Source organism: Mycobacterium kiyosense (assembly GCA_021654635.1).
Classification (GTDB): domain Bacteria; phylum Actinomycetota; class Actinomycetes; order Mycobacteriales; family Mycobacteriaceae; genus Mycobacterium; species Mycobacterium kiyosense.
In genome coordinates this window covers 929,942-953,251 of record AP025179.1, presented here as the reverse complement: position 1 = coordinate 953,251, position 23,310 = coordinate 929,942, and the positions used below count along the sequence as shown (strand labels likewise).

Annotated in this window: 19 protein-coding genes, 1 tRNA gene and 1 pseudogene; 13 read left to right on the top strand and 8 right to left on the bottom strand. The window is 65.6% G+C overall.

What is annotated here, in order from left to right; translation table 11 throughout:
• Window positions 1-47 precede the first annotated feature (47 nt).
• From L6444_RS04520 to L6444_RS04510, 3 genes are all read left to right on the top strand, one after another.
• On the top strand, window positions 48-1,025 hold the full coding sequence (locus tag L6444_RS04520; RefSeq protein WP_236980995.1) for a YihY/virulence factor BrkB family protein: 978 nt from the start codon (window positions 48-50) through the stop codon (window positions 1,023-1,025).
• Between the two features lie 39 nt (window positions 1,026-1,064).
• Complete coding sequence (locus tag L6444_RS04515) at window positions 1,065-1,997, top strand: LLM class F420-dependent oxidoreductase (RefSeq protein WP_236980993.1); 933 nt, start codon at window positions 1,065-1,067, stop codon at window positions 1,995-1,997.
• A gap of 143 nt (window positions 1,998-2,140) precedes the next feature.
• Window positions 2,141-2,809: a TetR/AcrR family transcriptional regulator gene (locus tag L6444_RS04510; RefSeq protein WP_236983803.1), complete on the top strand. Its 669-nt coding sequence runs from the start codon at window positions 2,141-2,143 to the stop codon at window positions 2,807-2,809.
• Window positions 2,810-2,959: 150 nt separating this feature from the next.
• Here the strand turns inward: L6444_RS04510 and L6444_RS04505 are convergent, their stop codons facing one another.
• Window positions 2,960-3,988 carry a hypothetical protein gene (locus L6444_RS04505; protein WP_236980991.1) on the bottom strand — a complete coding sequence of 343 codons (1,029 nt, stop codon included), beginning with the start codon at window positions 3,986-3,988 and terminating at the stop codon, window positions 2,960-2,962.
• Between the two features lie 623 nt (window positions 3,989-4,611).
• Between L6444_RS04505 and L6444_RS04500 the strand changes: the two genes are divergently transcribed.
• Entirely contained in the window at window positions 4,612-6,165 is a 1,554-nt protein-coding gene (locus L6444_RS04500; RefSeq protein WP_236980989.1) for a flavin-containing monooxygenase, read from the top strand.
• 219 nt (window positions 6,166-6,384) lie between these two features.
• On the opposite strand, the gene L6444_RS04495 is transcribed toward L6444_RS04500, so the two are convergent.
• Window positions 6,385-7,041, bottom strand: coding sequence for a TetR/AcrR family transcriptional regulator (locus L6444_RS04495; protein WP_236980987.1), 657 nt, complete (start codon window positions 7,039-7,041; stop codon window positions 6,385-6,387).
• A 120-nt stretch (window positions 7,042-7,161) separates the two neighbouring features.
• On the opposite strand from L6444_RS04495, the gene L6444_RS04490 reads away from it, so the two are divergent.
• Both L6444_RS04490 and L6444_RS04485 read left to right on the top strand, forming a co-directional pair.
• On the top strand, window positions 7,162-7,851 hold the full coding sequence (locus tag L6444_RS04490; RefSeq protein WP_236980985.1) for a hypothetical protein: 690 nt from the start codon (window positions 7,162-7,164) through the stop codon (window positions 7,849-7,851).
• Complete coding sequence (locus L6444_RS04485; RefSeq protein WP_236980983.1) at window positions 7,848-8,657, top strand: SDR family NAD(P)-dependent oxidoreductase; 810 nt, start codon at window positions 7,848-7,850, stop codon at window positions 8,655-8,657. The genes L6444_RS04490 and L6444_RS04485 overlap by 4 nt, the downstream gene beginning before the upstream one ends.
• Window positions 8,658-8,783: 126 nt before the next feature.
• Here L6444_RS04485 and L6444_RS04480 read toward each other — a convergent pair.
• A tRNA-Tyr gene (locus L6444_RS04480) sits at window positions 8,784-8,867 on the bottom strand.
• A gap of 69 nt (window positions 8,868-8,936) precedes the next feature.
• Between L6444_RS04480 and L6444_RS04475 the strand changes: the two genes are divergently transcribed.
• Both L6444_RS04475 and L6444_RS04470 read left to right on the top strand, forming a co-directional pair.
• Window positions 8,937-9,428, top strand: a complete 492-nt coding sequence (locus L6444_RS04475) for a YajQ family cyclic di-GMP-binding protein (protein ID WP_236980981.1) — start codon at window positions 8,937-8,939, stop codon at window positions 9,426-9,428.
• Between the two features lie 107 nt (window positions 9,429-9,535).
• On the top strand, window positions 9,536-11,044 hold the full coding sequence (locus L6444_RS04470; RefSeq protein ID WP_236980979.1) for a flavin-containing monooxygenase: 1,509 nt from the start codon (window positions 9,536-9,538) through the stop codon (window positions 11,042-11,044).
• 5 nt (window positions 11,045-11,049) lie between these two features.
• Here the strand turns inward: L6444_RS04470 and L6444_RS04465 are convergent, their stop codons facing one another.
• Window positions 11,050-12,435: a trypsin-like peptidase domain-containing protein gene (locus L6444_RS04465; protein WP_236980977.1), complete on the bottom strand. Its 1,386-nt coding sequence runs from the start codon at window positions 12,433-12,435 to the stop codon at window positions 11,050-11,052.
• A gap of 149 nt (window positions 12,436-12,584) precedes the next feature.
• Between L6444_RS04465 and L6444_RS04460 the strand changes: the two genes are divergently transcribed.
• Together L6444_RS04460 and L6444_RS04455 are read left to right on the top strand one after the other, a co-directional pair.
• Window positions 12,585-13,610 carry an NAD(P)H-dependent glycerol-3-phosphate dehydrogenase gene (locus L6444_RS04460; RefSeq protein ID WP_236980975.1) on the top strand — a complete coding sequence of 342 codons (1,026 nt, stop codon included), beginning with the start codon at window positions 12,585-12,587 and terminating at the stop codon, window positions 13,608-13,610.
• Window positions 13,611-13,881: 271 nt separating this feature from the next.
• A pseudogene (locus L6444_RS04455) lies at window positions 13,882-15,424 on the top strand (SulP family inorganic anion transporter).
• Here the strand turns inward: L6444_RS04455 and htpX are convergent.
• Window positions 15,421-16,287 (bottom strand): zinc metalloprotease HtpX, encoded by an 867-nt coding sequence (gene htpX, locus L6444_RS04450; RefSeq protein ID WP_236980973.1) that lies wholly within the window; start codon window positions 16,285-16,287, stop codon window positions 15,421-15,423. The pseudogene L6444_RS04455 and the gene htpX overlap by 4 nt on opposite strands.
• A 97-nt stretch (window positions 16,288-16,384) precedes the next feature.
• A complete protein-coding gene (gene grcC1, locus L6444_RS04445) occupies window positions 16,385-17,392 on the bottom strand; it encodes a nonaprenyl/(2E,6E)-farnesyl/geranylgeranyl diphosphat synthase (protein ID WP_236980971.1) in 1,008 nt (335 codons plus the stop codon).
• Between the two features lie 21 nt (window positions 17,393-17,413).
• On the opposite strand from grcC1, the gene menJ reads away from it, so the two are divergent.
• The 3 genes from menJ (at window position 17,414) to L6444_RS04430 (ending at window position 19,767) form a co-directional block, all read left to right on the top strand.
• Window positions 17,414-18,643, top strand: a complete 1,230-nt coding sequence (menJ, locus tag L6444_RS04440) for a menaquinone reductase (protein ID WP_236980969.1) — start codon at window positions 17,414-17,416, stop codon at window positions 18,641-18,643.
• A 65-nt stretch (window positions 18,644-18,708) separates the two neighbouring features.
• On the top strand, window positions 18,709-19,398 hold the full coding sequence (locus tag L6444_RS04435) for a class I SAM-dependent methyltransferase (RefSeq protein ID WP_236980967.1): 690 nt from the start codon (window positions 18,709-18,711) through the stop codon (window positions 19,396-19,398).
• A 33-nt stretch (window positions 19,399-19,431) separates the two neighbouring features.
• Window positions 19,432-19,767 (top strand): DUF732 domain-containing protein, encoded by a 336-nt coding sequence (locus L6444_RS04430; protein ID WP_236980965.1) that lies wholly within the window; start codon window positions 19,432-19,434, stop codon window positions 19,765-19,767.
• On the opposite strand, the gene L6444_RS04425 is transcribed toward L6444_RS04430, so the two are convergent.
• Together L6444_RS04425 and L6444_RS04420 are read right to left on the bottom strand one after the other, a co-directional pair.
• Window positions 19,764-21,029, bottom strand: coding sequence for a TetR/AcrR family transcriptional regulator (locus L6444_RS04425; RefSeq protein WP_236980963.1), 1,266 nt, complete (start codon window positions 21,027-21,029; stop codon window positions 19,764-19,766). The genes L6444_RS04430 and L6444_RS04425 overlap by 4 nt on opposite strands.
• Window positions 21,030-21,076: 47 nt before the next feature.
• Window positions 21,077-22,837 (bottom strand): hydroxysqualene dehydroxylase, encoded by a 1,761-nt coding sequence (locus L6444_RS04420; RefSeq protein WP_236980961.1) that lies wholly within the window; start codon window positions 22,835-22,837, stop codon window positions 21,077-21,079.
• Between the last annotated feature and the right edge of the window lie 473 nt (window positions 22,838-23,310).

Sequence of the window (23,310 nt, the reverse complement as noted above, 5' to 3'; positions counted from 1 at the left end):
TTAGCCCTGCAAAAGGGATGGCGTCCGCGGAAACGAAGTGATCGGCGATGGTCGGTTGGCTGGACAGGCTGCAGCAACGCAACCGAGCGCTGGGTGCGGTGGTGGCCGTCGTCTATAAGTACATCGACGACCAGGGCGGTTACCTTGCCGCCCTGATCACGTATTACGCGTTCGTGGCGCTGTTCCCGATGCTGCTGTTGCTGACCACCGGCCTCGGCGTGGTGCTGGCGGGCCGGCCCGACCTGAAGGCGCGGGTGCTCGACAGCACGCTGAGCCAATTTCCCGTCATCGGCAGCCAGTTGCACCAACCCGAACATCTCAGCGGCGGGACGGTCGCAGTACTGGTCGGTGTTCTGGGCGCGCTCTACGGCGGTCTGAACGTGGGTCAGGCGGTGCAGAATGCCATGGATTCGGTATGGGCGGTGCCCAAACACACCCGTCGCGATCCGATCCGGTCACGTAAGCACAGTTTGCTGTTGCTGTTGGTGCTCGGCACGGCCGCGATCACGGCCACCCTGGTCTCGGCGATCGGCCAGGCCGCCGGGTCGCTGGGCGGTTTCGGCCGGATCGGTGTCGCCCTGATCGCGGTGGGCATCAACGCGTTGATCTGTCTGGTGGCGTTCCGCGTCACCACCGTGCGCGACCTCAGCTACCGCGAGGTGCTGCCGGGAGCCGTCACCGCTGCTTTCGTCTGGCAGGTTCTGCAGTGGTTCGGCGCCGGCTATATCGGGCATGTGGTGAAGTCGGCCAGCGCGACCAACAGCGTCTTCGCGTTGGTGCTGGGGTTGCTCGCATTCCTGTTTCTGGTGTCTTCGACGCTGGTGCTGTGCGCCGAGATCAACGTGGTCCTGGTGGAGAAGCTGCATCCGCGCTCGTTGCTCACTCCGTTCACCGAGGACGCCGACCTCACGACCGCTGACCGAAAGACCTACACGCGCAAGGCGAAAGCCGAACGGGTCAAACGCTTCCAGCGCGTCAGCGTCAAGTTCACCGATCTCGAGCCCAAGAACACCCGTACCCCCTGAATTCATACCGTTGCGGCGCAGCCGATTACAGTGGGACCAATGGAATTCCGCACCTTCGTCGAACCCCAGCAAGGAGCCAGCTACGCCGACCAGCTGGCCGTCGCCCAAACGTCCGAGCAACTCGGTTTTGCGGCTTTCTTCCGGTCCGATCACTACTCGGCGATGAGCGGCGACGGCCTGCCGGGCCCGACCGATTCGTGGGTGACGCTCGGCGCGATCGCCCGCGAGACGTCGACGATCCGGTTGGGCACGCTGGTGACGTCGGCGACGTTCCGATACCCGGGGCCGTTGGCGATCGCGGTGGCCCAAGTCGACGAAATGAGTGGCGGCCGAGTCGAATTCGGTTTGGGCAGTGGCTGGTTCGAAGCTGAGCACCGAGCCTACGGGATACCCTTTCCCCCGGTGCGGGAACGGTTCGACCGGCTCACCGAGCAGCTCGCGGTCGTCACCGGCCTGTGGACCACGCCGGCGGGTGAGACGTTCGACTACACCGGTGAGCACTACACCATCGTTGACTCACCGGCGCTGCCAAAACCGGTGCAAGCCCCGCATCCGCCGATCGTGATCGGCGGCACCGGCGCCAAACGGACTCCGGCGCTGGCCGCGCAGTACGCGGCCGAATTCAACGTGCCCTTTGCGCCGATGGACGTGGTGCGAACCCAGTTCGGGCGGGTGGCCGATGCGGTCGCCGCCGCCGGGCGGGCGGCCGGCTCGATGGTCTACTCGTGCGCATTCGTGCTCTGCACCGGGCGCGACGAGGCCGAGATCGCCCGGCGCGCCGCGGTGATCGGCCGGGAGGTCGACGAGATGCGGTCCAACAGCCCGCTGGTCGGCACGCCCAGCGAGATCGTCGACAAGCTGGGCCCGTGGGGCGAGTTGGGCGTGCAGCGGGTGTACGCGCAGCCTGCCGACATGAGCGACTTGGCGCAGCTTGAGCTGTTCGCGACGGAGGTGCTGCCGCAGCTGTCGTAACACGTGGTTGGCTTGGCATCTGCATAGCAAACTCACCAGGACAGTAGCCGCGACTTAACGGCGACCACCGGCTGGCCACATCATGTGATGACAGGGCCGATAGAATCCGGCCACTAACTTCTCGCCTGATGAGGTTAATCTTGGTGCGCAGTCATGGGTGGTCGGGCAATACACCGACCTCCGAGCAGGAAGCAATCAACCGGATTCTTGATGCCGCCGATGAGATCATCGCCGAGCGCGGAAACGCGATGCGGATCGCCGACGTGGCGCGTGCCATCGGCGTTACCAGGCAAACGGTGTATCGCTACTTTCCCAGTACCCGGGCCCTGCAGGTGGCGACTGCGATGCGGTCGGGAGATGGTTTCCTCGACAAGCTGACCCGACATCTGCAGGGTCGCACCACTCCACTGAGTGCGATCGTGGAGGGAGTCGCATTCGCGATCGAAGAGCTCGCAGATGACGATCCGATCGTCGCCATGCTCACGACCCCCAAAATGGGGGGATTCGCACACTCGATCACGTCCGACACCAGCACGGCTTTTGGCCGGGCAATGCTCGATCGGTACGACGTCGACTGGGAGGCCCATGGCTTTGACGACGCCGCACTCGACGAGCTTTGCGAGTTCACCCTGCGCCTGTTGCAATCGTTTTGCATGGACCGCGGTGACCCGCCGCGCAGTCCATCGGCCCTTCGTGGTTTCCTCACCCGGACACTGGGACCCGCGCTGATCTATCCGCGACTCGCCCAGACCATAAACTCGCTCAACCCGACGGCTGCTCCCCGCCGAACAGGCCCGCGCTCTGTGCGGTGACGGCGAACACCGGATTCTTAGGTGCGCGGCAAAGCATTCACCAATCCGATGCCGGTCCACAGCAGTGAAAGTTCTTGCGGTCAAAGACGTTAACCGGCTCGACTGCACAGGGTTGACGCCACGGCGTCGGAGCCGCATTTCGACACGCACTCAGCTCGAGTGCTGCGCGCCTTGCGCTTTCACCCCGACCGAGTCGCCAGCCTCGGAGTCCTGCCGGGACCACAACGGGAAGGTTGCCAGGGCGGTGACACCGATCAATCCGAGGGTCTGCACGACCATGTAGGCGGTGATCCCCTCCTCATGTACCGCGTTGGCAATGACCATTGCCGCGAACGTTCCGACATAGGCGACAACGACGCCGAGGGTCACGCCCTGGATGCGCCGCGACGGGGGTTGCGCGGCGCGCAACGCCGTCACCGTCACGACCAGATAACCAGCCACCAACACCGCCAGCACCGGCCAGTGCCGCCCGATCGTGACCTTTGCGAGGATGATCGGCGCGAAGAGTATGCACCCCACAACGATGACAGCGGCGGCCACTACCGGAGCCCATAGCCCCAGCGCCCTTCCCGTCGACCACCGCTGCGCTGTCGCCGCACCGTCGATGTTGGCGCGCGCTCTCAGCACAAGATAGAAAAACACTGTGCCCCAAGTGATTTGCCAATACATGTCCACCAGCGGCCAACCCATGAAGAACTGCAACATCGGATCGTGACGCCATGTGAACCATCGAACGTCGGTGAGTCCGCCCTGTATGACAAAGGGCGCCTCCTGGCAGATCAGGAAAAGGCCGCCCGCAACGGCGGCCCTCCATCGCGTGGCAATACCCAGCCCCTCGAGCACTTTGAAGCCCGTCATGAAAATCACCGGGTAGTAGATGCTGACGTAAAGCGGCATTGCTGTGGTGCCCTCGAAGAGCGGGATGACCGGGAAGTTCAACATCACCGTGAACGGCCCCTGGGTATACAGATTGACCGTCGCCATCCCCATCAGCTCTAGCGATACCCCGTAGATCAGCGCGGTCACCATGACAAACGCGTAGACACGGTTATTGCGACGGAACTGGACGATCGAATACCAGGCGAATACCGCGAACAGCCCCAGATTCAACGCTTCCGCCGCGTTGTTTTTCCAGCCGAGACGTAGCGGACTGTTGAAAACGAGCAGGCTGGCCGACATCGTTAGTCCTTCACTCCGGGCGATCCAACTGACCCAGACACACACTATGACAGATCTGTATGCCCATAACAAGTGGGCGTCGGACGGCCGCCACCCGCAAAGCGAGATATGTTCCCGCACAGCCTTTTATCTAAGGTCGCAGTCGCGAGAGTTGGCGTCCGATGCGGCCGGATCGCAGCTCGTGGCCATACGCTGGCGATAAGACGTATGGTTCGGGGTCTGAAAAATGCGCGCTGACGTCGCCCTGAGGAAAGAGATCGGCTGCCGCGCTCGTCAGGACAAAACACGATTGCGAGTTACGTCCGCATCGGCCTACGGGAAACCCTGCGCAGGTTGTAGTTTCGGTGCTGGAGTGACCCCCCGGCGGTGTTGCACGATACTCGATCGCCTGGGAACTCAGTACTGAGTGCGGGCCGAGGCGGTAGAAGCCTGGGGCCTCGACATCACTCATACCATACACTATCGTAATTATGTATGGTAAGGCTGGCATCGGAGCAATCCGGGCACGACCCCCCTGACGCACACGGACCGGCGGAGGTAACTATGGCTGGGATTTCGCGTCGTTCTGCGGCGAAGACGCCGCTGTCAGGTCCCGATCTCACCGGCCCTGACGGAGCCCGCGCGTGACTATCGCCGACGGCGAGGGCAAACTCGACGCCGAGGTCTTGATCATTGGCGCTGGACTGGGCGGCATCACGGCGGCCTATCACCTGCGCAGCAAGGGAATCACTGACCTACTGATCCTCGAGCGCGCGTCGAACATTGGCGGCACTTGGCGCGACAACCACTACCCTGGCCTGGAAGTCGATATACCGTCGCTGTGGTACCAGTTTTCCTTCGCGCCCAACCCGAACTGGTCGAAATTCTTCGCTCCGGGAGTGGAGGTGTACCACTACCTGACCCGGACCGTCGATGAGTTAGGTTTGACGCCGCTCATACGCACCGAATCCGAGGTGGTGCAACAAATCTGGGATGATCAGTCCGGCACCTGGACTTTGCGTCTGCGCAGCGGCGAGACGCTGCGTTCGCGGTATGTGATCAATGCGGTGGGCGGGTATCTCAACGCCAAGGCGTCGACGGACCTCGAGGGCCTGGACGATTTCGAAGGAACCGTGCTGCGGCCCAACGCCTGGGACGACGAGTATGACCTGACGGATAAGAACGTCGCGATTATCGGCACCGGCTCCAGCGGCGCCCAGATCGCTGGCGCGATCTCGGGCAAGGTCGCTTCGCTGCACGTCTTTCAGCGCACCGCGACGTGGGTGCTGCCCAAGATCAACTTCACCATGCCCCGCTGGCTGAACAAGATGCTGCGCATACCGGGCGTCCTGCGTGCCATCGTCGCTGTCGGCGACTATGCGATGGACTCCCAATATGTCCCGCTGTTCCACATCATGCCCCGGCTGCCGGAGTCGTTCACCCGCAACGCTATGTCGGTGTACGACAGCTTCTATCGGCTCCTCTTCCGGTTCTGGTTGCTGGTAGCTTTGCGAGACAAGGCAACTCGCAAAGCGCTGGTGCCAAAGTCCGGCCTGCAGGCCAAACGCCCGGTGATCTGCACTGCGTACGTGCGGGCGTTCAACCATCCGACCACACACCTGGTTACCACTGCGATCGACCGTGTGACCGCCCACGGTGTTCGCACCGTGGACGGCACCGAGTATCCCGCCGACCTACTGGTCACAGCCACCGGTTACGACCTGTTCATCGACCCGGAGAGCTACCGCCCCGGCACCATCATTGGCCGCCACGGCTTCGACCTCGCCGACGAGTACCGGCGCAACGGAATACGGTCGTACAACGGAAGTGCGCGTCCGGAGCTGCCCAATCGTTGGGATCTGGTTGGCGCCCTCGGGTATCAAGGTATCGCGTGGTTCCAGTGGGTCGACGCGATCGCCACTCACGTCGTTCGGATCATCACCGAAGCCAAGTCACGAAACGCCGCCGTCACCTCGGTGACGCGCGCGGCCTTCGATCGTTGGAACCAAGACATCGCGCGTCGCGGCAAAGCCGTGCGGCTCTACTTCGACCTGGAACAGAACCGCAAGTCGAACTCCAGAACCTACTTCATCAATTCTCAGGGAGAGGCGCTGTTCTACCGGCCGCAGACCATGACGGGCACGCGCCGATTCTGCCGTCGCGCACCGGTTTCCGATTACTGCTTCGAATACCTCTGAAGCTTTCGTCACCGCACCCATCAGAGCCGAGAGACGTGCGCAGAATGACGGATCCGTTGCGATGCATGGTCCGAATCCTGCACCAGAGATTGAAGGGCAAGTGACGACAACGGTCAAGGACACGCAGTCTGGTGGAACGGCCGGACGGACATCCCCTCGGCGACCTCAATGCCCGGCCCGCCGAGCGGGGTTCACGCTGCCGATCGTGGATGCGTCCCTCTAGGACTCCCGTCGGGACTGCGCCACCTGCGCAGCGCCGTTACCCGTGATCAGCCATAGCGTCGCGATGCTCTGGACCAGTTCGTCTTTGGTGACTCTGGCCCGGCCTTCTACGAACGCCAGGATCGCATCGGCGGTGCCGCCGATGATGAACGCGGGCGCCACCTGAGCCAACGGATCGCGTTCGAGTTCGACATCGTGCACGGTACGGGCATATTCGACGAGCACCCCCGTCAGGCCGCTCATGATGTCCTCGCGGTGACGCTGCAGTGCGGGCGATAAGGCCACCGCTCCCAGCAGCACCTTCGCGCGTCGCGGATCATCGGCCAGCGTGTTCACCAGTGCGCTGACCGCCGCTACTGCCTGCACCGCCAGCGGCTCGGTCACAGTGGACGCGGTGGCCTGCAGCGCGACCACGCGCAATTGCTCGGCAATGTCGTCCACCACCGCCGCGGCTACCGCGTCGAGGTCGGAGAAGCTCTCGTAGAAGTAGCGCTTGTTCAACCCGGCTGCGGTACACAACTTGTCAACGGTGATGGCTCGCCAGTCGCCATTGGCCAAGACGTCAAGCGCGGCTGCGGTCAGCCGGGCTCTGCGATCCCGCCGACGGACGTCTGCCGACTGGCCGGCGTACGGACGGGAGGTGGCATCGGGCACCGGACGATCGTCGCACTTTCTCGTCGTCCCACCTCCCTTGACAACGCTCCGGCTCATCTGGCACCGTTCCGGACCAGATCATTCTGGTACTAAATCGTGCCAGAAATAGGAAGGAAAATCGTGCGCACCTCCCCCCAGGTCCCTCCGCTTGCCGAGGCGACGGCCGGCGACGCCGGAACATCCGTGCTGCGCGAGCTTCGTGAACTCGCGCGCGTTGCGCCGCTTCTGGCACAACGGCAGGGCTGGGACTACCTCAGGGAATTGGGCAACCGCGGACGAGACGACCAGCTCGCAGCACTGTTCGGTCGCGGCGATGCACCGGAACAGATCGACGGTGCTCTGGAAGGCCTGATCGTCGGCAAGCTGTTCGGCATCCCCGAGGCACACCTGGCCAACCCGCTGCTCAAGATCGAGCCGACCTGGCGCGGCAAAACTTTCGATCGTGCCGGCGACACCGGATTCAACCGGCTCGCACCGATCGCCCAGTGGGTGATGCCGATCATTGCACCGGGCTACCGGGGCCTGCGCCGTGTCGGCAAGGAACTCAACGGTTTTCACTTCAACCACCACCTCGGCACGGCTGCGGTCGCACCGTTCATCACAGTGCGCGCCCTGGACTATTCCGTTGCGGCCTACCGCAACCCGAGTGTGCGCACCTTCCCCATCAAGCGCACTCGCGACGAGATCGTCGAATTGACGCCGGGTCTGTATCTGGGTCGGGCGCTGCTCACCATGCCCGACGGCGAGGTACGGCTGATCGCCTACTTCGCGCTGCGGGAGTTCAGCGACGAAACTTCCGACGCGTCATGATCGGCCTACCGGGTGCGATCGCGTGCGTCACCGGTGGCGCACGAGGCATCGGCGCCGCCACCGCCGAGGAGTTGGTTCGCCGTGGTGCCCGGGTATGGATCGGTGACCTCGACGCCGACGAAGCGCGGCGCACCGCTGCGCGGATCGGCGCTCACGCTGTGCATCTGGACGTCACCGATCCCGACAGCGTCGCCGCATTCCACACCGCGGCGGGCGCCGACGGACCCGTCGCGATGCTGGTCAACAATGCCGGCATCCAGTACATGGGGCCGTTCGTCGAGCAGAAGCTGTCGCTGTACCACCGCGAGGTCGCCGTAAACCTCGGTGGGGTGATCAATGGGATGCACGAATTCCTGCCCGGCATGCTAGAGCGAGATCACGGCCACATCGTCAACGTCGCTTCGATGGCGGCGAAAGTGACCACTCCCGGGATGTCGGTGTACTGCGCCACCAAGTACGCCGTCGCCGCGCTGTCCCGCGCGGTGCGAGCCGAGATCGCGGGAACGCACGTCACACTGACGACCGTGTTCCCGACCGCCGTGCACACCGAGCTGACCTCAGGGGTCTCCCTGGATCTGTTACCGACCCGGCAGCCCGCCGATATCGCCGCAGCGATCGCCGACAGTGCCCGCCGCCCACGCAACGAGGTCACCGTGCCGCGCTGGCTGGCACCGTTCGGTCTAATCGAAGAAGTGACGCCGGAGCCGCTGCTGCAGCGCGTCAAACACCTTGCGACACTGAGGCGGCCGCCCGGGCACTACGACCCGGTCGGCCGGCGCGCGTACTTGGACCGGATCGGGCGATGACCCCGGTGGGTGACGTGACAGCCCGTTAGATCACCGGCGATCCGGCCGGCTTACTACTGCGGACGCTCCGCGGACGACGGTGCAGCGCAAACCGGCTGCGCAAGGCAGACACATGGCCAGACCTGGTGGTGGCAGGTACAGGATTCGAACCTGTGAAGCTTTCGCGACGGATTTACAGTCCGCTCCCATTGGCCGCTCGGGCAACCTGCCGCCTAGCAGGGTACAACGACCGGGTAGACAGAGCACAAACGGCCAGTACCGAAGGAGGGATACACCGCAATGGCGGACTCATCATTCGACATCGTCAGCAAGGTCGACCGGCAGGAAGTCGACAACGCGCTCAACCAGGCGGCCAAGGAGCTGTCCACCCGCTTCGACTTCCGCGGCACCGACACCAAGATCGCGTGGAAGGGCGAGGAGGGCATCGAGCTGACCTCGTCCACCGAGGAGCGGGTCAAGGCCGCCGTCGACGTGTTCAAGGAGAAGCTGATCCGCCGCGACATCTCCATGAAGGCCTTCGACGCCGGCGAGCCGCAGGCGTCCGGCAAGACCTACAAGGTCAACGGCACCCTCAAGCAGGGCATCGACAGCGAGAACGCCAAGAAGATCACCAAGCTGATCCGCGACGAGGGCCCCAAGTCGGTCAAGACGCAGATCCAGGGCGACGAGATCCGGGTGACCAGCAAGAAGCGTGACGACCTGCAGGCCGTCCAGGCGTTGCTCAAGCAGGCCGACCTCGACGTGGCGCTGCAGTTCGTCAACTACCGCTAGCTTCCGGGGCCGTCGGAGGCGACAGAGTCGAAGGTCCCTGGCCCAACCAACCGGTGGGTGCCTACTCTGGATTACGCGTCCCCGACATCGAGTGAGGTTCTCAGACGATGACCCTGACTTCCCACGAAGCCGCCCACACCCCCGCCGAAGTCGATTATGTCGACGTGCTGATCGTCGGAGCCGGCATCTCCGGCATCGGCGCGGCGTACCGGATCAAGCAGCGCAACCCGTCGATCAGCTACACGATCCTGGAACGCCGCGAGCAGATCGGCGGCACCTGGGACCTGTTCCGCTACCCCGGGGTGCGCTCGGACAGCAGCATCTTCACGCTGAGCTTCCCGTTCGAGCCGTGGACCCGTGAGGAGGGCGTCGCCGACGGCGACCACATCCGCCAATACCTGGCCGACACGGCCCGTAAGTACGGCATCGACCAGCACATCCGATTCAACAGCTACGTGCGCGGCGCCGACTGGGATTCGGCAACCGACACCTGGACCGTCACTTTCGAACATCAGGGCACCACCCAGCAGTGCCGGTGCCGGTTCCTGTTCTTCGGCAGCGGCTACTACAACTACGACGAGGGCTACACGCCCGACTTTCCCGGCATCGAGAACTTCGGCGGCACCGTGGTGCACCCCCAGCACTGGCCCGAGGACCTCGACTACACCGGCAAGCAAGTGGTGGTGATCGGCAGCGGGGCCACCGCGGTGACGCTGATTCCCTCGATGGCCGACCGCGCGGGCAAGGTGATCATGCTGCAGCGCTCCCCCACCTACATGATCTCGGCATCCAAATACGGCAAGGTCGCCTGGATCAGCCGGAAGTTGTTGCCGCGCAAGGCTGCTCACCTGGTGATCCGGTTCTACAGCGCGTTGACCGAAGCGGTGCTCTGGTTCCTGTCCCGCAAGACGCCGGGATACGTCAAGTGGCTGCTGCGCCGCAAGGCGATCCAGAACCTGCCCGAGGGTTACGCGGTCGACGTGCACTTCAAGCCCAACTACAACCCGTGGGACCAGCGGCTGTGCCTGATTCCCGACGCCGACCTCTACCAGGCGATCAGCGACGGCAAGGCCGAAGTCGTCACCGACCACATCGACCATTTCGACGCCACCGGGATCGCGCTGAAATCCGGCAAGCATCTCGACGCCGACATCATCGTCACGGCTACCGGCCTGCAACTGCAGGCCCTCGGCGGCGCCAGCCTGAGTATCGACGGCACCCCGATCAATCCCACCGAACGCTTCGTCTACAAGGCGCACATGCTCGAGGACGTACCCAACCTGTTCTGGTGTGTGGGCTACACCAACGCGTCCTGGACGCTGCGCGCCGACATGACCGCCCGCGCGACGGCCAAACTGATCGAGTACATGTCCGCGCACGGCTACACCCACGCCAGTCCACATCTGGGCGGTCAGCAGATGGCGGAGAAGCCGGCCTGGGACATCCAGGCCGGCTACGTGCGACGCGCGCTGCACGCGCTGCCCAAGTCGGGTACCAAACGGCCCTGGAACGTCCGGCAGAACTACTTCGCCGACGCCATCGACTACCGGTTCGACCGCATCGAGGAAGCCATGGCGTTCGGGCGGGCCGGGGATCGGGCGGCGCTGGCCGGCTGACCCGGTCAGGCGGATTCGCCCTGCACAATCTTCTCGCCGCAGTTCGGACAGAACTTCTCGGCGTGGTGGTGCTGGGCTCCGCAATGCGCGCAGAAATGCGGCTCCCCCGGCGAAAGCCGCTGCGGAGCAACGAGTTCCAACGGCCGGGGTCCGCCGGCTTCGTGCAGCCCGGCGTCGCGGCGCCGGCGCGCCCAAACCCTGGCCGCCAAACCGCCGGCCACCAGGACCAACAACGCGGCACCCACGATGTACCACAACAGTTTTGAGCCGCGTAGCGTCGACACATCGCCGTACTGCTGGCGCAGGTTGGCCGCGCTGGCTTTGAGGTCGACCAGGCCGGGGTAATCCGGCGACAACGTCAGGGCCTGGTCGAAATCTTTGATCGCGTCGGTGTACTGGCCCGCGTAGTAATGGGCGAGGCCCGTGCGGTAGTACTGGTCGGCAGCCCCGAGCGTGGACTTGACGGCCTTGGCCGCCATCAGCGACGCGAGGCCGTCGGCAGGGGCGACGAAGTTGAAGGCCTGCGGTTCGCCGACGGGTCCGAAGCTGTTGACACCGATCACCCGGCCGGACAGGTCGACAGTCGGACCCCCGCTCATGCCTTCGGCCACCGCGGCGTCGATTTCATAGACCGGGCTGGATTCCATGCTGGACTTCTTGCTGACCTTGCCGCTCTTGTTGGTGGGGTCCAGCGTCCGACCGGTCACCCGCTGGGTGGTTTCCGGGTAGCCCACCGCCAGCACCGCAGTACCGATGTTGACTTCGGCGTCGGTGGCGAGTTCGGACGACGGCAGGTTGTGCTTGTCCAGCTTGAGCAGCGCGACGTCGCCCTTGCCCAACGGCCGGAAATCCACCACGTTGGCAGGCACCTTGTCGGTGACCTTCGTCCCGGTGCCGTATATCAGGGTGAGACTGGCGGTGGGACTCTGCCCTGGCCCGTTTCCGACGATTGTCGCGCCACGCGACAGCCATTCGGCCACCACCAGCGGGTCGTGCCCCACCGGCGAGTCGGGGAACTGCCGCAGGTATTCGGTCGCCGCCCGGGTGATTATCAGCCGTCTGGCGGTGTCCGGATCCACGCAGTGGCCTGCGGTGGCCACCCAGCCGTCGGGATTGACAACGAAGGCCGTGCACGTCCAGGTGGCGATGATGGGGGCACTGGATCCTTCGCCGAACAGGGACAGCGTCTTGCCGTCGGGCAGCTTGACCAGGCCATACGTCTGCGCACCCAGCACCATGACGGCGGGCCGGATCAGTGCGGCCGCCCTTTCCTCCGGGTTGGACTGAGGCCGGCCCCCGTCGGCCGACGCCATCGCAGGCGCCCCCGCCGGCGCCAGGCATGCGGCAGCCGCCAACAGCGCGAGCGTCTTCGCCCGGCGTCGTCCCGACATCGTCCCCTCCTCACCATCAAGCTCCGACCCCCTACGATCCGTCGCCGCGGACACCGCGGCAAGGGACGACGAAGTCCCACGCCTCGTGGCCGTAGGTATCCCGGGTGAATCCTTGGGAAATGCCCGGTTACCGCAATAGGGTGACAAACATGCCAGCTGACAAGCGCGAACCCAAAGTCGTTGTCCTCGGTGGCGGGTCCTGGGGTACCACCGTCGCGTCCATTTGCGCGCGCCGCGGGCCGACGTTGCAGTGGGTGCGTTCGGAGGACACCGCCAAGGACATCAACGAAAACCATCGCAACAGCCGCTATCTCGGTGACGAGGTAGTGCTCAGCGAATCCCTGCGCGCCACCACCGATTTCGCCGAAGCCGCGAACTGTGCCGACGTTCTGGTCATGGGTGTGCCTTCGCACGGCTTCCGCGGTGTACTCACCGAACTGAGCAAGGAACTGCGCCCCTGGGTGCCGGTGGTCTCCCTGGTCAAAGGTCTCGAGCAGGGCACCAACATGCGGATGTCGCAGATCATCGAGGAGATCCTGCCCGGGCATCCGGCGGGCATCCTGGCCGGGCCGAACATCGCCCGCGAGGTCGCCGAGGGCTACGCCGCCGCCGCGGTGCTGGCCATGCCCGACCAGCATCTGGCGACCCGGCTGTCCGGCCTGTTCCGCACCCGGCGCTTCCGCGTCTACACCACCGACGACGTGGTGGGCGTCGAGATGGCCGGGGCGCTGAAGAACGTGTTCGCCATCGCCGTCGGCATGGGGTATTCGCTGGGCATCGGCGAGAACACCCGCGCCCTGGTGATCGCCCGTTCACTGCGCGAGATGACCAAGCTGGGCGTGGCCATGGGCGGGGACCCCGAAACGTTTCCCGGGCTGGCGGGCCTCGGCGATCTGATCGTCACCTGTACCAGCCAGCGCAGCCGCAACCGTCACGTCGGCGAACAACTGGGCGCCGGCAAGACGATCGACGAGATCATCGCCTCGATGAACCAGGTCGCCGAAGGCGTCAAGGCCGCCAGTGTGATCATGGAATTCGCCAACGAGTTGGGGCTGAACATGCCGATCGCGCGCGAGGTCGATGCCGTCATCAACCACGGCTCCACCGTCGAGCAGGCCTACCAGGGGCTGGCCGCCGAGGTACCCGGGCACGAGGTGCACGGGTCGGGGTTCTGACCCGCAGCGCCTACCTGTGACCTTCGTCACGCCATGGGTGGCCATGCCTGGGTGCTCACAAAGAAAATTTGCGTTCACTATGCACCTGGCGCGTCTGGTTGCCCGCAACGGGCCACCCACCTACCGTCAGGAAGTGGTCGCCAGGCGGTCCAGCCCACAACATCGTCGTTACGGGTGACACGTATTCGCCTGTGCGCCAATGTGTTACGAGACCGTGATACTGGGCGGGATGTCGGAATGTCCCCCCGCTTGACCCCGAGGGAGCCCTCCGATGCGACAGTTCGAACCATTCGCCGACGCGAATGCAGCCGAATCACGAAGCGAGCGTTGGCGATCGGTCTTACGCCACGACCTGCCGTCCTCGCTGGTGGTCTTCCTGGTCGCGCTACCGCTGTCACTCGGCATTGCCATCGCCTCCGACGCGCCGGTGCTCGCCGGCCTGATCGCAGCGATCGTCGGCGGGGTCATCGGCGGGGCACTGGGCGGGTCACCACTACAGGTCAGCGGTCCCGCCGCCGGCCTGACCGTCATCGTTGCCGACCTCATCGCCGAATTCGGTTGGGGGGGTAACCTGCTTCATCACCGCCGTCGCAGGTCTGATGCAGATTCTGCTGGGTCTCAGCCGGGTAGCGCGTGCGGCACTTGCGATTTCGCCGGTGGTGGTGCATGCGATGCTGGCCGGCATCGGGATCACCATCGCACTGCAGCAGACCCACGTCCTGCTCGGCGGCGAGTCGCACAGCTCGGCGTGGGTCAATGTCGTGGAGTTGCCCGCCCAGATCGTCGGCGCGCACCGCCCCGGACTCTTCCTCGGCCTGATGGTGATCGCCATCATGGTCGCCTGGCGCTGGGTGCCGGCCAAGCTGGCCGCCGTCCCCGGACCGCTGGTCGCGATCGTGGTGGTAACCGTTGTCTCCGTGGCGTTCCCGTTCCACGTCTCGCGAATCACGCTGGACGGCTCGGTGATCGACGCGCTGACACTGCCGGCGATACCGCGCGGCAACTGGACAGCGGTGGTCATCGGGATCATCACCGTCACGCTGATCTGCAGCGTGCAGAGCTTGCTGACGGCGGTGGCCACCGACCGCATGCACGACGGCCCGCGCACCAACCTCGACCGCGAGCTGATCGGCCAGGGCGCCTCCAATCTGGTCTCCGGAGCTATCGGCGGCCTGCCCATCGCGGGCGTAATCGTGCGTAGCGCAGCCAACATCAAGGCCGGCGCCAAGACCAGCGCCTCGACAATCCTGCACGGCTGCTGGATCCTGCTGTTCGCCCTGCCCTTCGCGGGCTTGATCGAGCAGATCCCCAGTGCCGCGCTGGCCGGGCTGCTGATCGTGATCGGCATTCAGCTGCTGCAGCCGGCGCACATCGAAACCGCGGTGAAAACCGGCGATTTCGCGATCTACCTGGTGACCATTGTGGCCGTGGTCTTCCTCAACCTGCTGCACGGGGTGATGATCGGGCTGGCACTGGCCATCGCGATGACCGGGTGGCGGGTGGTGCGCGCCAAAGTGGACGCCATCGCCGACGGCGACGAATGGCGAGTGATCGTCGAAGGCGCCTGCACCTTCCTGAGCCTGCCCCGGCTGACCCGGGTGCTGGCGTCAGTGCCCGAACGCACCACGGTGACACTGCACATCGCCGTCAGCTACCTCGATCATGCTGCGCACCAGGCGATTACGGATTGGCAGCAGCGGCACCACGCAACCGGCGGAGAAGTCCGGATCGACGGCCTGCTCGAGCGCGGCCACCCGCCACGCCGGCATCTGGTGTCGCTGACGACCACCGAGGCGCCCGACGCCGCTGCCTAGGCGCCACGCGCCATCGCCTCCAACCGGCGGATGCGGTCCTCGATCGGCGGGTGGGTGGAGAACAGCGAACCGATCCGCTCACCCGCGCGGAACGGGTTGGCGATCATCAGGTGCGCCTGGTTGGCCAGTTGCGGTTCCGGCGGCAACGGCGCCAGCTGCACCCCACCGGAGATCTTGCGCAGCGCCGACGCCAGGGCCAGCGGGTCGCCGGTCAGCACCGCGCCGGACTCGTCGGCCTGGTACTCGCGCGAGCGAGACACCGCCAGCCGGATTACCGTCGCGGCGACCGGCCCCAACAGCGAAACCAGCAGCATCGCAAAGGGGTTGGCGCCGCCTTCGCGGTTGCCGCCGAATGCGCCGAACCACATGGCCATGTTGGCCAGCGCGGTGATCACCGACGCCAGCGCACCCGCCACACAGGAGATCAGGATGTCGCGGTTGTAGACGTGGGAGAGCTCGTGACCGAGCACCGCGCGCAGCTCACGCTCGTCGAGGATCTGCAGGATGCCCGTGGTGCAGCAGACGGCGGCGTTGCGGGGGTTGCGACCGGTGGCGAAGGCGTTGGGCGCGCTGGTGTCGCTGATGTAGAGCCGCGGCATCGGCTGGTGGGCCGACGTGGCGAGCTCGCGCACAATGCGGTACATCACCGGGGCCTGCAGCTCCGAGACGGGTTGGGCGTGCATCGCGCGCAGCGCCAGCTTGTCGCTGTTGAAGTACGTGTAGACGTTCATCCCGACGGCGAACACCGTCGCCAGGATCAGTGTCGTCCGGCCGAACAGAGCGCCGACGAACACGATCATCGCGGACATGCCGACCAACAACAGGAACGTCTTGAGCCTGTTGACCTGGGGATGCCACGTCATTGGTGCGTCCTCCTACGAACACGTTCAGCTTTGTCGATTACCGCGGATTCAACGCCCGGAACGCCCCGGAAGGTTCCGGGTGAGCACGATCCGCAGGTCAACCGTGCCGGCTGACGGTGTAGTCGACCAACGCCTGCAATGCCCGGCGGCCGAGCCCCTCGGGCAGCAGGCTCACCTCATGGTGGGCCTGGGCCGCGTATTGCGCGAGTGTCTCCTTCGCCTTGGCCATCCCCGACGACGCCCGCAGCAGCGTCAACGCCTCGGCCACCTCGGCGTCGTCGTGAATGGGCCCGGCCAGCAGCTCGCGCAGCCGCGCCCCGTCGGGCCCGGTCTCCTGTAGGGCGTAGAGCATCGGCAGCGTGCGCACACCCTCCCGCAGATCGGTGCCCGGCACCTTGCCCGACTCGTCGGATTCGCTGTCGATGTCGATGATGTCGTCGGCGATCTGGAAGGCGGTGCCCACGGTGGCGCCGAGCCGACTCAGCCGCTCCACCTGCTCGTCGTCGGCGCCGGAGAACATCGCGCCGAACCGGCCCGCGGCGCCGATCAGGCTGCCCGTCTTCTCGTGCACGACCTTCAGGTACTGCTCGATGCGGTCGGCGCCCTCGGGAGTGCCGCGGGTCTCCCGCATCTGCCCGGTCACCAGCTCGGCGAACGTCTCGGCGACGATTCGGACTGCTTCCGGACCCAGCCGGGACACCAGCCGCGACGACGTCGCCAACAGGTAGTCGCCGGCCAGGATCGCCACGTTATTGCCCCAGCGGGCGTTGGCGCTGGGCGCGCCGCGGCGCACCTCGGCCTCGTCCATCACGTCGTCGTGGTACAGCGTCGCCAGGTGGATGAGTTCGACGATCGCCCCGGCGAGGGTGACCTCGGCGTTTTCCGGGTTCGGCCCGGTCTGCGCGGCCAGGATTGTGAACAGCGGCCGGAACCGTTTGCCGCCGGCCTTGAATAGATGCAGCAGCGACTCGGTCATCACTTCGTCGGAGCCGCGCAACTCGGCTTCCATCAGCTTCTCGACGCGGGCCACACCATCGCGCACGGTCGCCGCGAATTCGGCGTCACCCAGATCAACGCCCGCCACCACGGTCGCCGGTGTGTTCATTCGACCAACATACTGGTGAGCGTGAACAGCAGAGTCTGCCAGGCCGACGTCGTCGTCGTGGGCGCGGGACCGGCCGGGTCGGCGGCGGCGGCCTGGGCCGCCCGCGCGGGCCGCGACGTGCTCGTCGTCGACTCGGCCAGCTTCCCGCGGGACAAAGCGTGCGGGGACGGGCTGACGCCGCGGGCCGTCGCCGAGCTGCGCCAGCTGGGGCTGGGCGACTGGCTGGACGGCCGGATCAAGCATCGGGGCCTGCGGATGAGCGGCTTCGGCGGCGAGGTGGAGGTTGGCTGGCCCGGCCCGTCGTTCCCGGCGCACAGCAGCGCGGTGGCCCGGCTCGAACTCGACGACCGGATCCGCAAGGTCGCCGAGGAGTCCGGGGCACGCATGCTGCTGGGCACCAAAGCCGTTGAAGTGCATCATGATTCGTCACGAAGAGCGGTGTCGTTGACGCTGGCCGACCGGACCGAGGTGCGGTGCCGGCAGCTGATCGTCGCCGACGGGGCACGGTCGCCGCTGGGCCGCAAACTGGGCCGGCGCTGGCATCAGGACACGGTGTACGGCGTCGCCGCCAGGGGCTACCTGACCACCGAGCGCAGTGCAGACCCGTGGCTGACGTCGCACCTGGAGCTGCGCTCCCCGGACGGTGCGGTGCTGCCTGGCTACGGGTGGATCTTCCCGCTGGGCAACGGCGAGGTGAACATCGGCGTGGGCGCGCTGTCCACCACCAAGCGGCCGGCCGACCTGGCACTTCGGCCGCTGATCTCCTACTACACCGACCTGCGCCGGGAGGAGTGGGGCTTCGACGGCCCACCGCGGGCGATCGCGTCGGCATTGCTGCCGATGGGCGGCGCGGTGTCCGGGGTGGCCGGGCCGAACTGGATGCTGATCGGCGATGCCGCGGCCTGCGTCAACCCGCTCAACGGTGAGGGAATCGACTACGGCCTGGAGACCGGGCGACTGGCCGCCGAAGTGCTGGACTCGGGCGACCTGTCCCAGCTGTGGCCGGCGCTGCTGACCGAGCACTACGCCCGCGGCTTCTCGGTGGCGCGCAGGCTGGCGCTGCTGCTGACGTTCCAGCGGTTCCTGCCCGCGACCGGGCCGATCGCGATGCGCTCCACCACCCTGATGCGGATCGCGGTGCGGGTGATGGCCAACTTGGTCACCGACGAGGACGCCGACTGGGTGGCGCGGCTGTGGCGCGGCGGCGGCCGCGCCTCCCGGCTGATCGATCGTCGGCCGCCGTTCAGCTGAGTGTAGTGGCGCGGATATATCAACGCAGTTGATATATATCAGGCTGGTTGATATATCATGGGAGCATGAACACACCAACGGACTTCGAATTCGAACGCGCCTATCGCGGCGACTCCGAGCGCTTCGGCGAGGGCAGCCGCCCCCCGTGGAGCATCGGCGAACCCCAGCCCGAGTTGGCCGTGCTGATCGAGCAGGGCAAGTTCCACGGCGACGTCCTGGACGCCGGCTGCGGCGAGGGTGCCATTTCACTGGCCTTGGCCGAACGTGGACACGCGACCGTCGGGCTGGACGCTTCACCCACGGCCATCGAGCTGGCCCAGCGCGAGGCGCAGCAGCGCGGAATCACCACCGCCACCTTCGCGGTCGCCGACATCAGCGACTTCGGCACCTACCCGGCGGGCTCGGAAGGCCGGTTCGGCACCATCGTGGACAGCACGCTGTTCCATTCGATGCCGGTCGAACTGCGCGAGGGCTATCAGCAGTCGATCGTGCGCGCCGCCGCCCCCGGAGCGTCGTACTTCGTGCTGGTCTTCGACCGGGCCGCGTTGGGCGAGGACGGCCCGGTCAACGCCGTCACCGAGGCCGAGTTGCGTGAGGTGGTCGGCAAGTACTGGGTGATCGACGACGTCCGGCCCGCACGCATCCACGCGCAGGTCCCGGCGGACGTGCCCGGCATGCCGGGCTTCGACGCGCGCGACGAAGGCAACGGCCGTCGGTCGGTCGGCGCCTGGCTGCTGTCGGCGCATCTGGGCTGATCGCGCCCACGGCTGAGGTGTATAGTCTGTCTAATGAAGGTAACGAGGCTGGCCAGTTTCGTCGCCGTCGCGGTTGCCGCCGTCGGGTTGGCGGCCCCCGCCCAGGCCGACGACTACGACGCTCCCTTTAACACGCAGCTGCACACCTACGGCATCTACGGCCCGCAGGACTACAACGCCTGGCTGGGCAAGATCAGTTGCCAGCGGATCGACCGGAACGTCGACCACACCGCCTACGACTCGGCCAAGTTCCTGCAGCGCAACCTGCCGCTGGGCACCACGCAGGGGCAGGCCTTCCAGTTCCTCGGCGCCGCGCTGGACCATTACTGCCCCGAGCACGTGGGCTTCCTGCAGCAGGCTGGGCGCTAACGGCGGGATTGCCGGGCTCGTCCGCGACGAGCCGCTGTGGCGGCTTTCGGCGCCTGCCCCAACAGGGTGGTGTGCAGCAGATGACACACCACCGCGCGAGATATCTCGGTGTTCTCGTACTGCATCAGCCGCCCCAGGTCGACGACCAGGCTGAATGCGGCGTGCACGGCGAATCGCGCTTCCTCCGTTGGGATTTCGGGCGTGGCGAGGTGCACCTGATGCACCCAGGCCTCGACCGTCGCGTGCTGGATGCTGCGCAGCGCGGTTCGCTCTTCCGGCGGCACGTTGCTGCGTTCGGCGTAATAGACGTAGGCGAGCTCGGGGCGGGCGAAGGAACGCCGGACGTAGGCCGCGATCAACTCGGTGACCGCGTCGGTCGGGTTGTCCGTGGACCCCAGGATCTCGGACAGATCACTGGAAACGCGGTCGGCGGCACGGCGGTAGATGGCGGCCAGGATGGCACCTTTGCCGCTGAAGAAGCGGTACAGGCTGGTGGTCGGCAGATGAGCGGCCGCGGCGATGTCGTCCATCCCGGTCTCGCGGTATCCCCGCTCGTTGAACAGCATGATCGCGGCGTGCAGGATCTGCTCGTACTCACCGGCGGCCAGCGCGACGGACGGCTTTGCCGCCCCGTCGCCGCCAGGCTCGTCGTCGGGCAGGTCGGCGTCGCGCACCGCCCGCGCGATCCGCGTCAGCGTGCTGTGCGTCTGCTCGTCGGGTAGCTGCGCCCGGTGGTCGGTGATGCTGCCGATGACGCTGAGCACCGCCGAGGACAACGTCCAGCGCTGGCGCGACTTCAGTTGGGGCCGTAGCCGGGACAGCGGTCGCTGCAGCCTGCGATTCACCAATTTGATCTGCTGGTTGAGCACCTCTTGGTCTTCAGGCTTGAGGTAGCGCCCTTCCCACCGGTACAGTCCGCCGCTGCTCCTGTTCCGCAGTGTTGTGCTAATCAGCTGTGCCACAACATGATCCCAGATCTCCTCGGGATCGTCGCGGTCGCCGTATTCGTCGTCGAGGAAAGCCGTGCACTCCACCAGCTGCTCCCCCAGCGCCAGCACCGCCTCCCGGAACAGATCGTATTTGCGGGCATAGTGGCGATATAGCGACGCGGCGGTGACACCCACCCGCGCTGCGATCAGTTCCATGCTCACACCGTGGTAGCCAAGCTCGCTGAACGCCTCCGCCGAGACGCGGGCGATCTGCTCCTTGCGATCCCGGGGACGCCGCCGACGCTCTGTTCCCAGAGCGGGGGACGTCGACATAGCCGTACTCTACGGCAGTGCGGCGACGACCGGTCGCGCCGGTGGAACTATTGTCCCGGCCGGCGGGTGTCCAGGATGTCGAGAGCGTTCGGCAACCCTTTGCGGTACCGGGCCTGGTCCACCGCTTTGATCGGCTCCCACCACGGCGCCTGAAAGAGCTTGACAATATTCACCATTTGCCCCGAATAACCGGAGGCCTGCAACACGCCGTTGGCGGCGTAGCGACCGCCCTCGTTGGCACCTTCCATCGTCGTCACGTTCTGGTCGGTCCGGATCCATTCGCCGGCCAGGAACAGGTTGTCGATTCCGGTGACCGCATTGGGGCGACGCCCCCACGAGCCGGGATCCTGGATGAAGAGCGGTTCGTCGTTGCGCACGTTGGGCGTACCCGAGTCGATGATCGAGGGATCCAGGAACCACGAGTGCAGCATCGAGTCGTCGACCACATGACCGGTGTCGCTCAGATGCGCCTTGATCTGCGCCCACGCCTCCTGCGCGATCTCGGTCGGCGTGCACTGCCGCGCACTTTTGCGGTTGAAGTTGCCCGGCGTGCTCCAATCCGAAATGATCGCGGACAGACAATCTTTGACGGTGCCATCGCCGTAGGTGGTGAGGCTGCGTTTCCAGAACTGCTCTTGGCTGATCGAGGTGAGACCCCAGCCCGAGTCGACGTAGTTGACATGGCCTTTGGTGACGTCGACGCGCTCCTTGAGGTAGAACATCAGCCCGTTCATCCACTCGGTACGCAACAGCGCGACGTTGGCCAGCCCCGGGTCGGCGGCGATGACGTCCGGGGTGAGCACCGCCGCGAGCTTCTCACACGGGATCGCCGAGACGTACCAGTCCGCCACTACGGGCTGCGGCAGACCGTTCACGTCCGTCACGGTGGCCGACGCGATGTGGTTGCCGTTCGGATTCAGGCGTGAAAGCGCTTGCCCCACTCTGAATGTCACGCCCATGGAGGTGAGATGGGCAATCCATGGATCTAACCACTGGGCGCTGGTCGGGCCGTTGAGCACCCGGTCGAATCCTTTGCAGTCGGTATCGTTGCCGAACAGCAGAATCGACCAGACCGAGGCTTCGCCCACCAGTCCGATCGAATGGGCGCTGGCATCCTTGGATTTCGATGCCGCCAGGTTACGGATGATCCCGTCGGCCAGGTAACGGTTGTACTCGGCCGATCTCTTGTCCGCACCGATATAGTCCGACCAGGTCATATTGTCCCATTGGCCGAGCTTGCGCTCGGTGCAACTGGTCACATAGACCGCGAGTTTCTGCGCGGCGTAAGCGGCTTCCCACAACGGCAGCCGGAACAGCGTCTGGAAGACGGTGGTAACGGATTCGATGAAGGCCTTCGGGGTGATCGGATTCGGGATGGTGGGCAACGGAAACGGCAGCGGGATGGTCAGATCGGCGCGACCCATTCCCGAATGCAGGTACGAGGTGGCCCGCGTCAGGTTGTTCCAGACGCCGTTCGCGTTGCCGGCGAACGGGATTCGCCGCATGGTATCGGGGACGTTGCGGTAGAAGCCGGGAAAGAACCGGAAGCCGTGTTCGGCCGGCAGCGGGTCGGGTCCGGTGTTGGGCACCGGAATGGAACGAGCCTTGCCGCCCAGAGCCTTCCGCTCGTACACGGTCACGGCGTAACCGCGTTCGGCGAGTTCGTGGGCCGCGGTCAGCCCCGCCACACCGGCCCCGAAAACGGCGACCGACTTATTGGTGGCTGCGCGGCCGGCGGGCACCGTGCCGGACAGCGCGGCAGCGGCAGCGGTTGCGGCCGTGGCGGCGAGCACCGACCGTCGTGACATCTGGTGCCCAGTTTGCTGCGCGCGTGCCACGCAGATAAGTTAATGCTTGTTCCAGCAAATGCGGGTGATTGTCGTCGGCGTTTCGCGGTGGTATCGCATCGATGGTCTGGACACCTCCGGCACAGGCCGCGGACGCGAACGCGGCTATGTGAAGGGCATGGACGCCGGTGATGGACGGGGTGGCGACCGGGCCATACCGCTGCATCGGGTAAGTTAACCATGATTCGCTCCTGTGTCTCGACCGGACTCTAGCCGGTAAAAGTCGTTGAACTGGTACTTTGTCGGCATTTGGCGAACCGGCTGCAAAGTACAGGCCCGTTGTCCGGCCGGATTGTTCCAGGTATTCCGGCGTTAAGTGGCGGAAACTCGTCAATTTCGCGGCATTCACGATGACAGAACCATCATTAACTTATTCTTGCGGCGGGATGAGGGCTGTGACATGCTGCACACGTCGAGACCGTAGCGCCAACCCA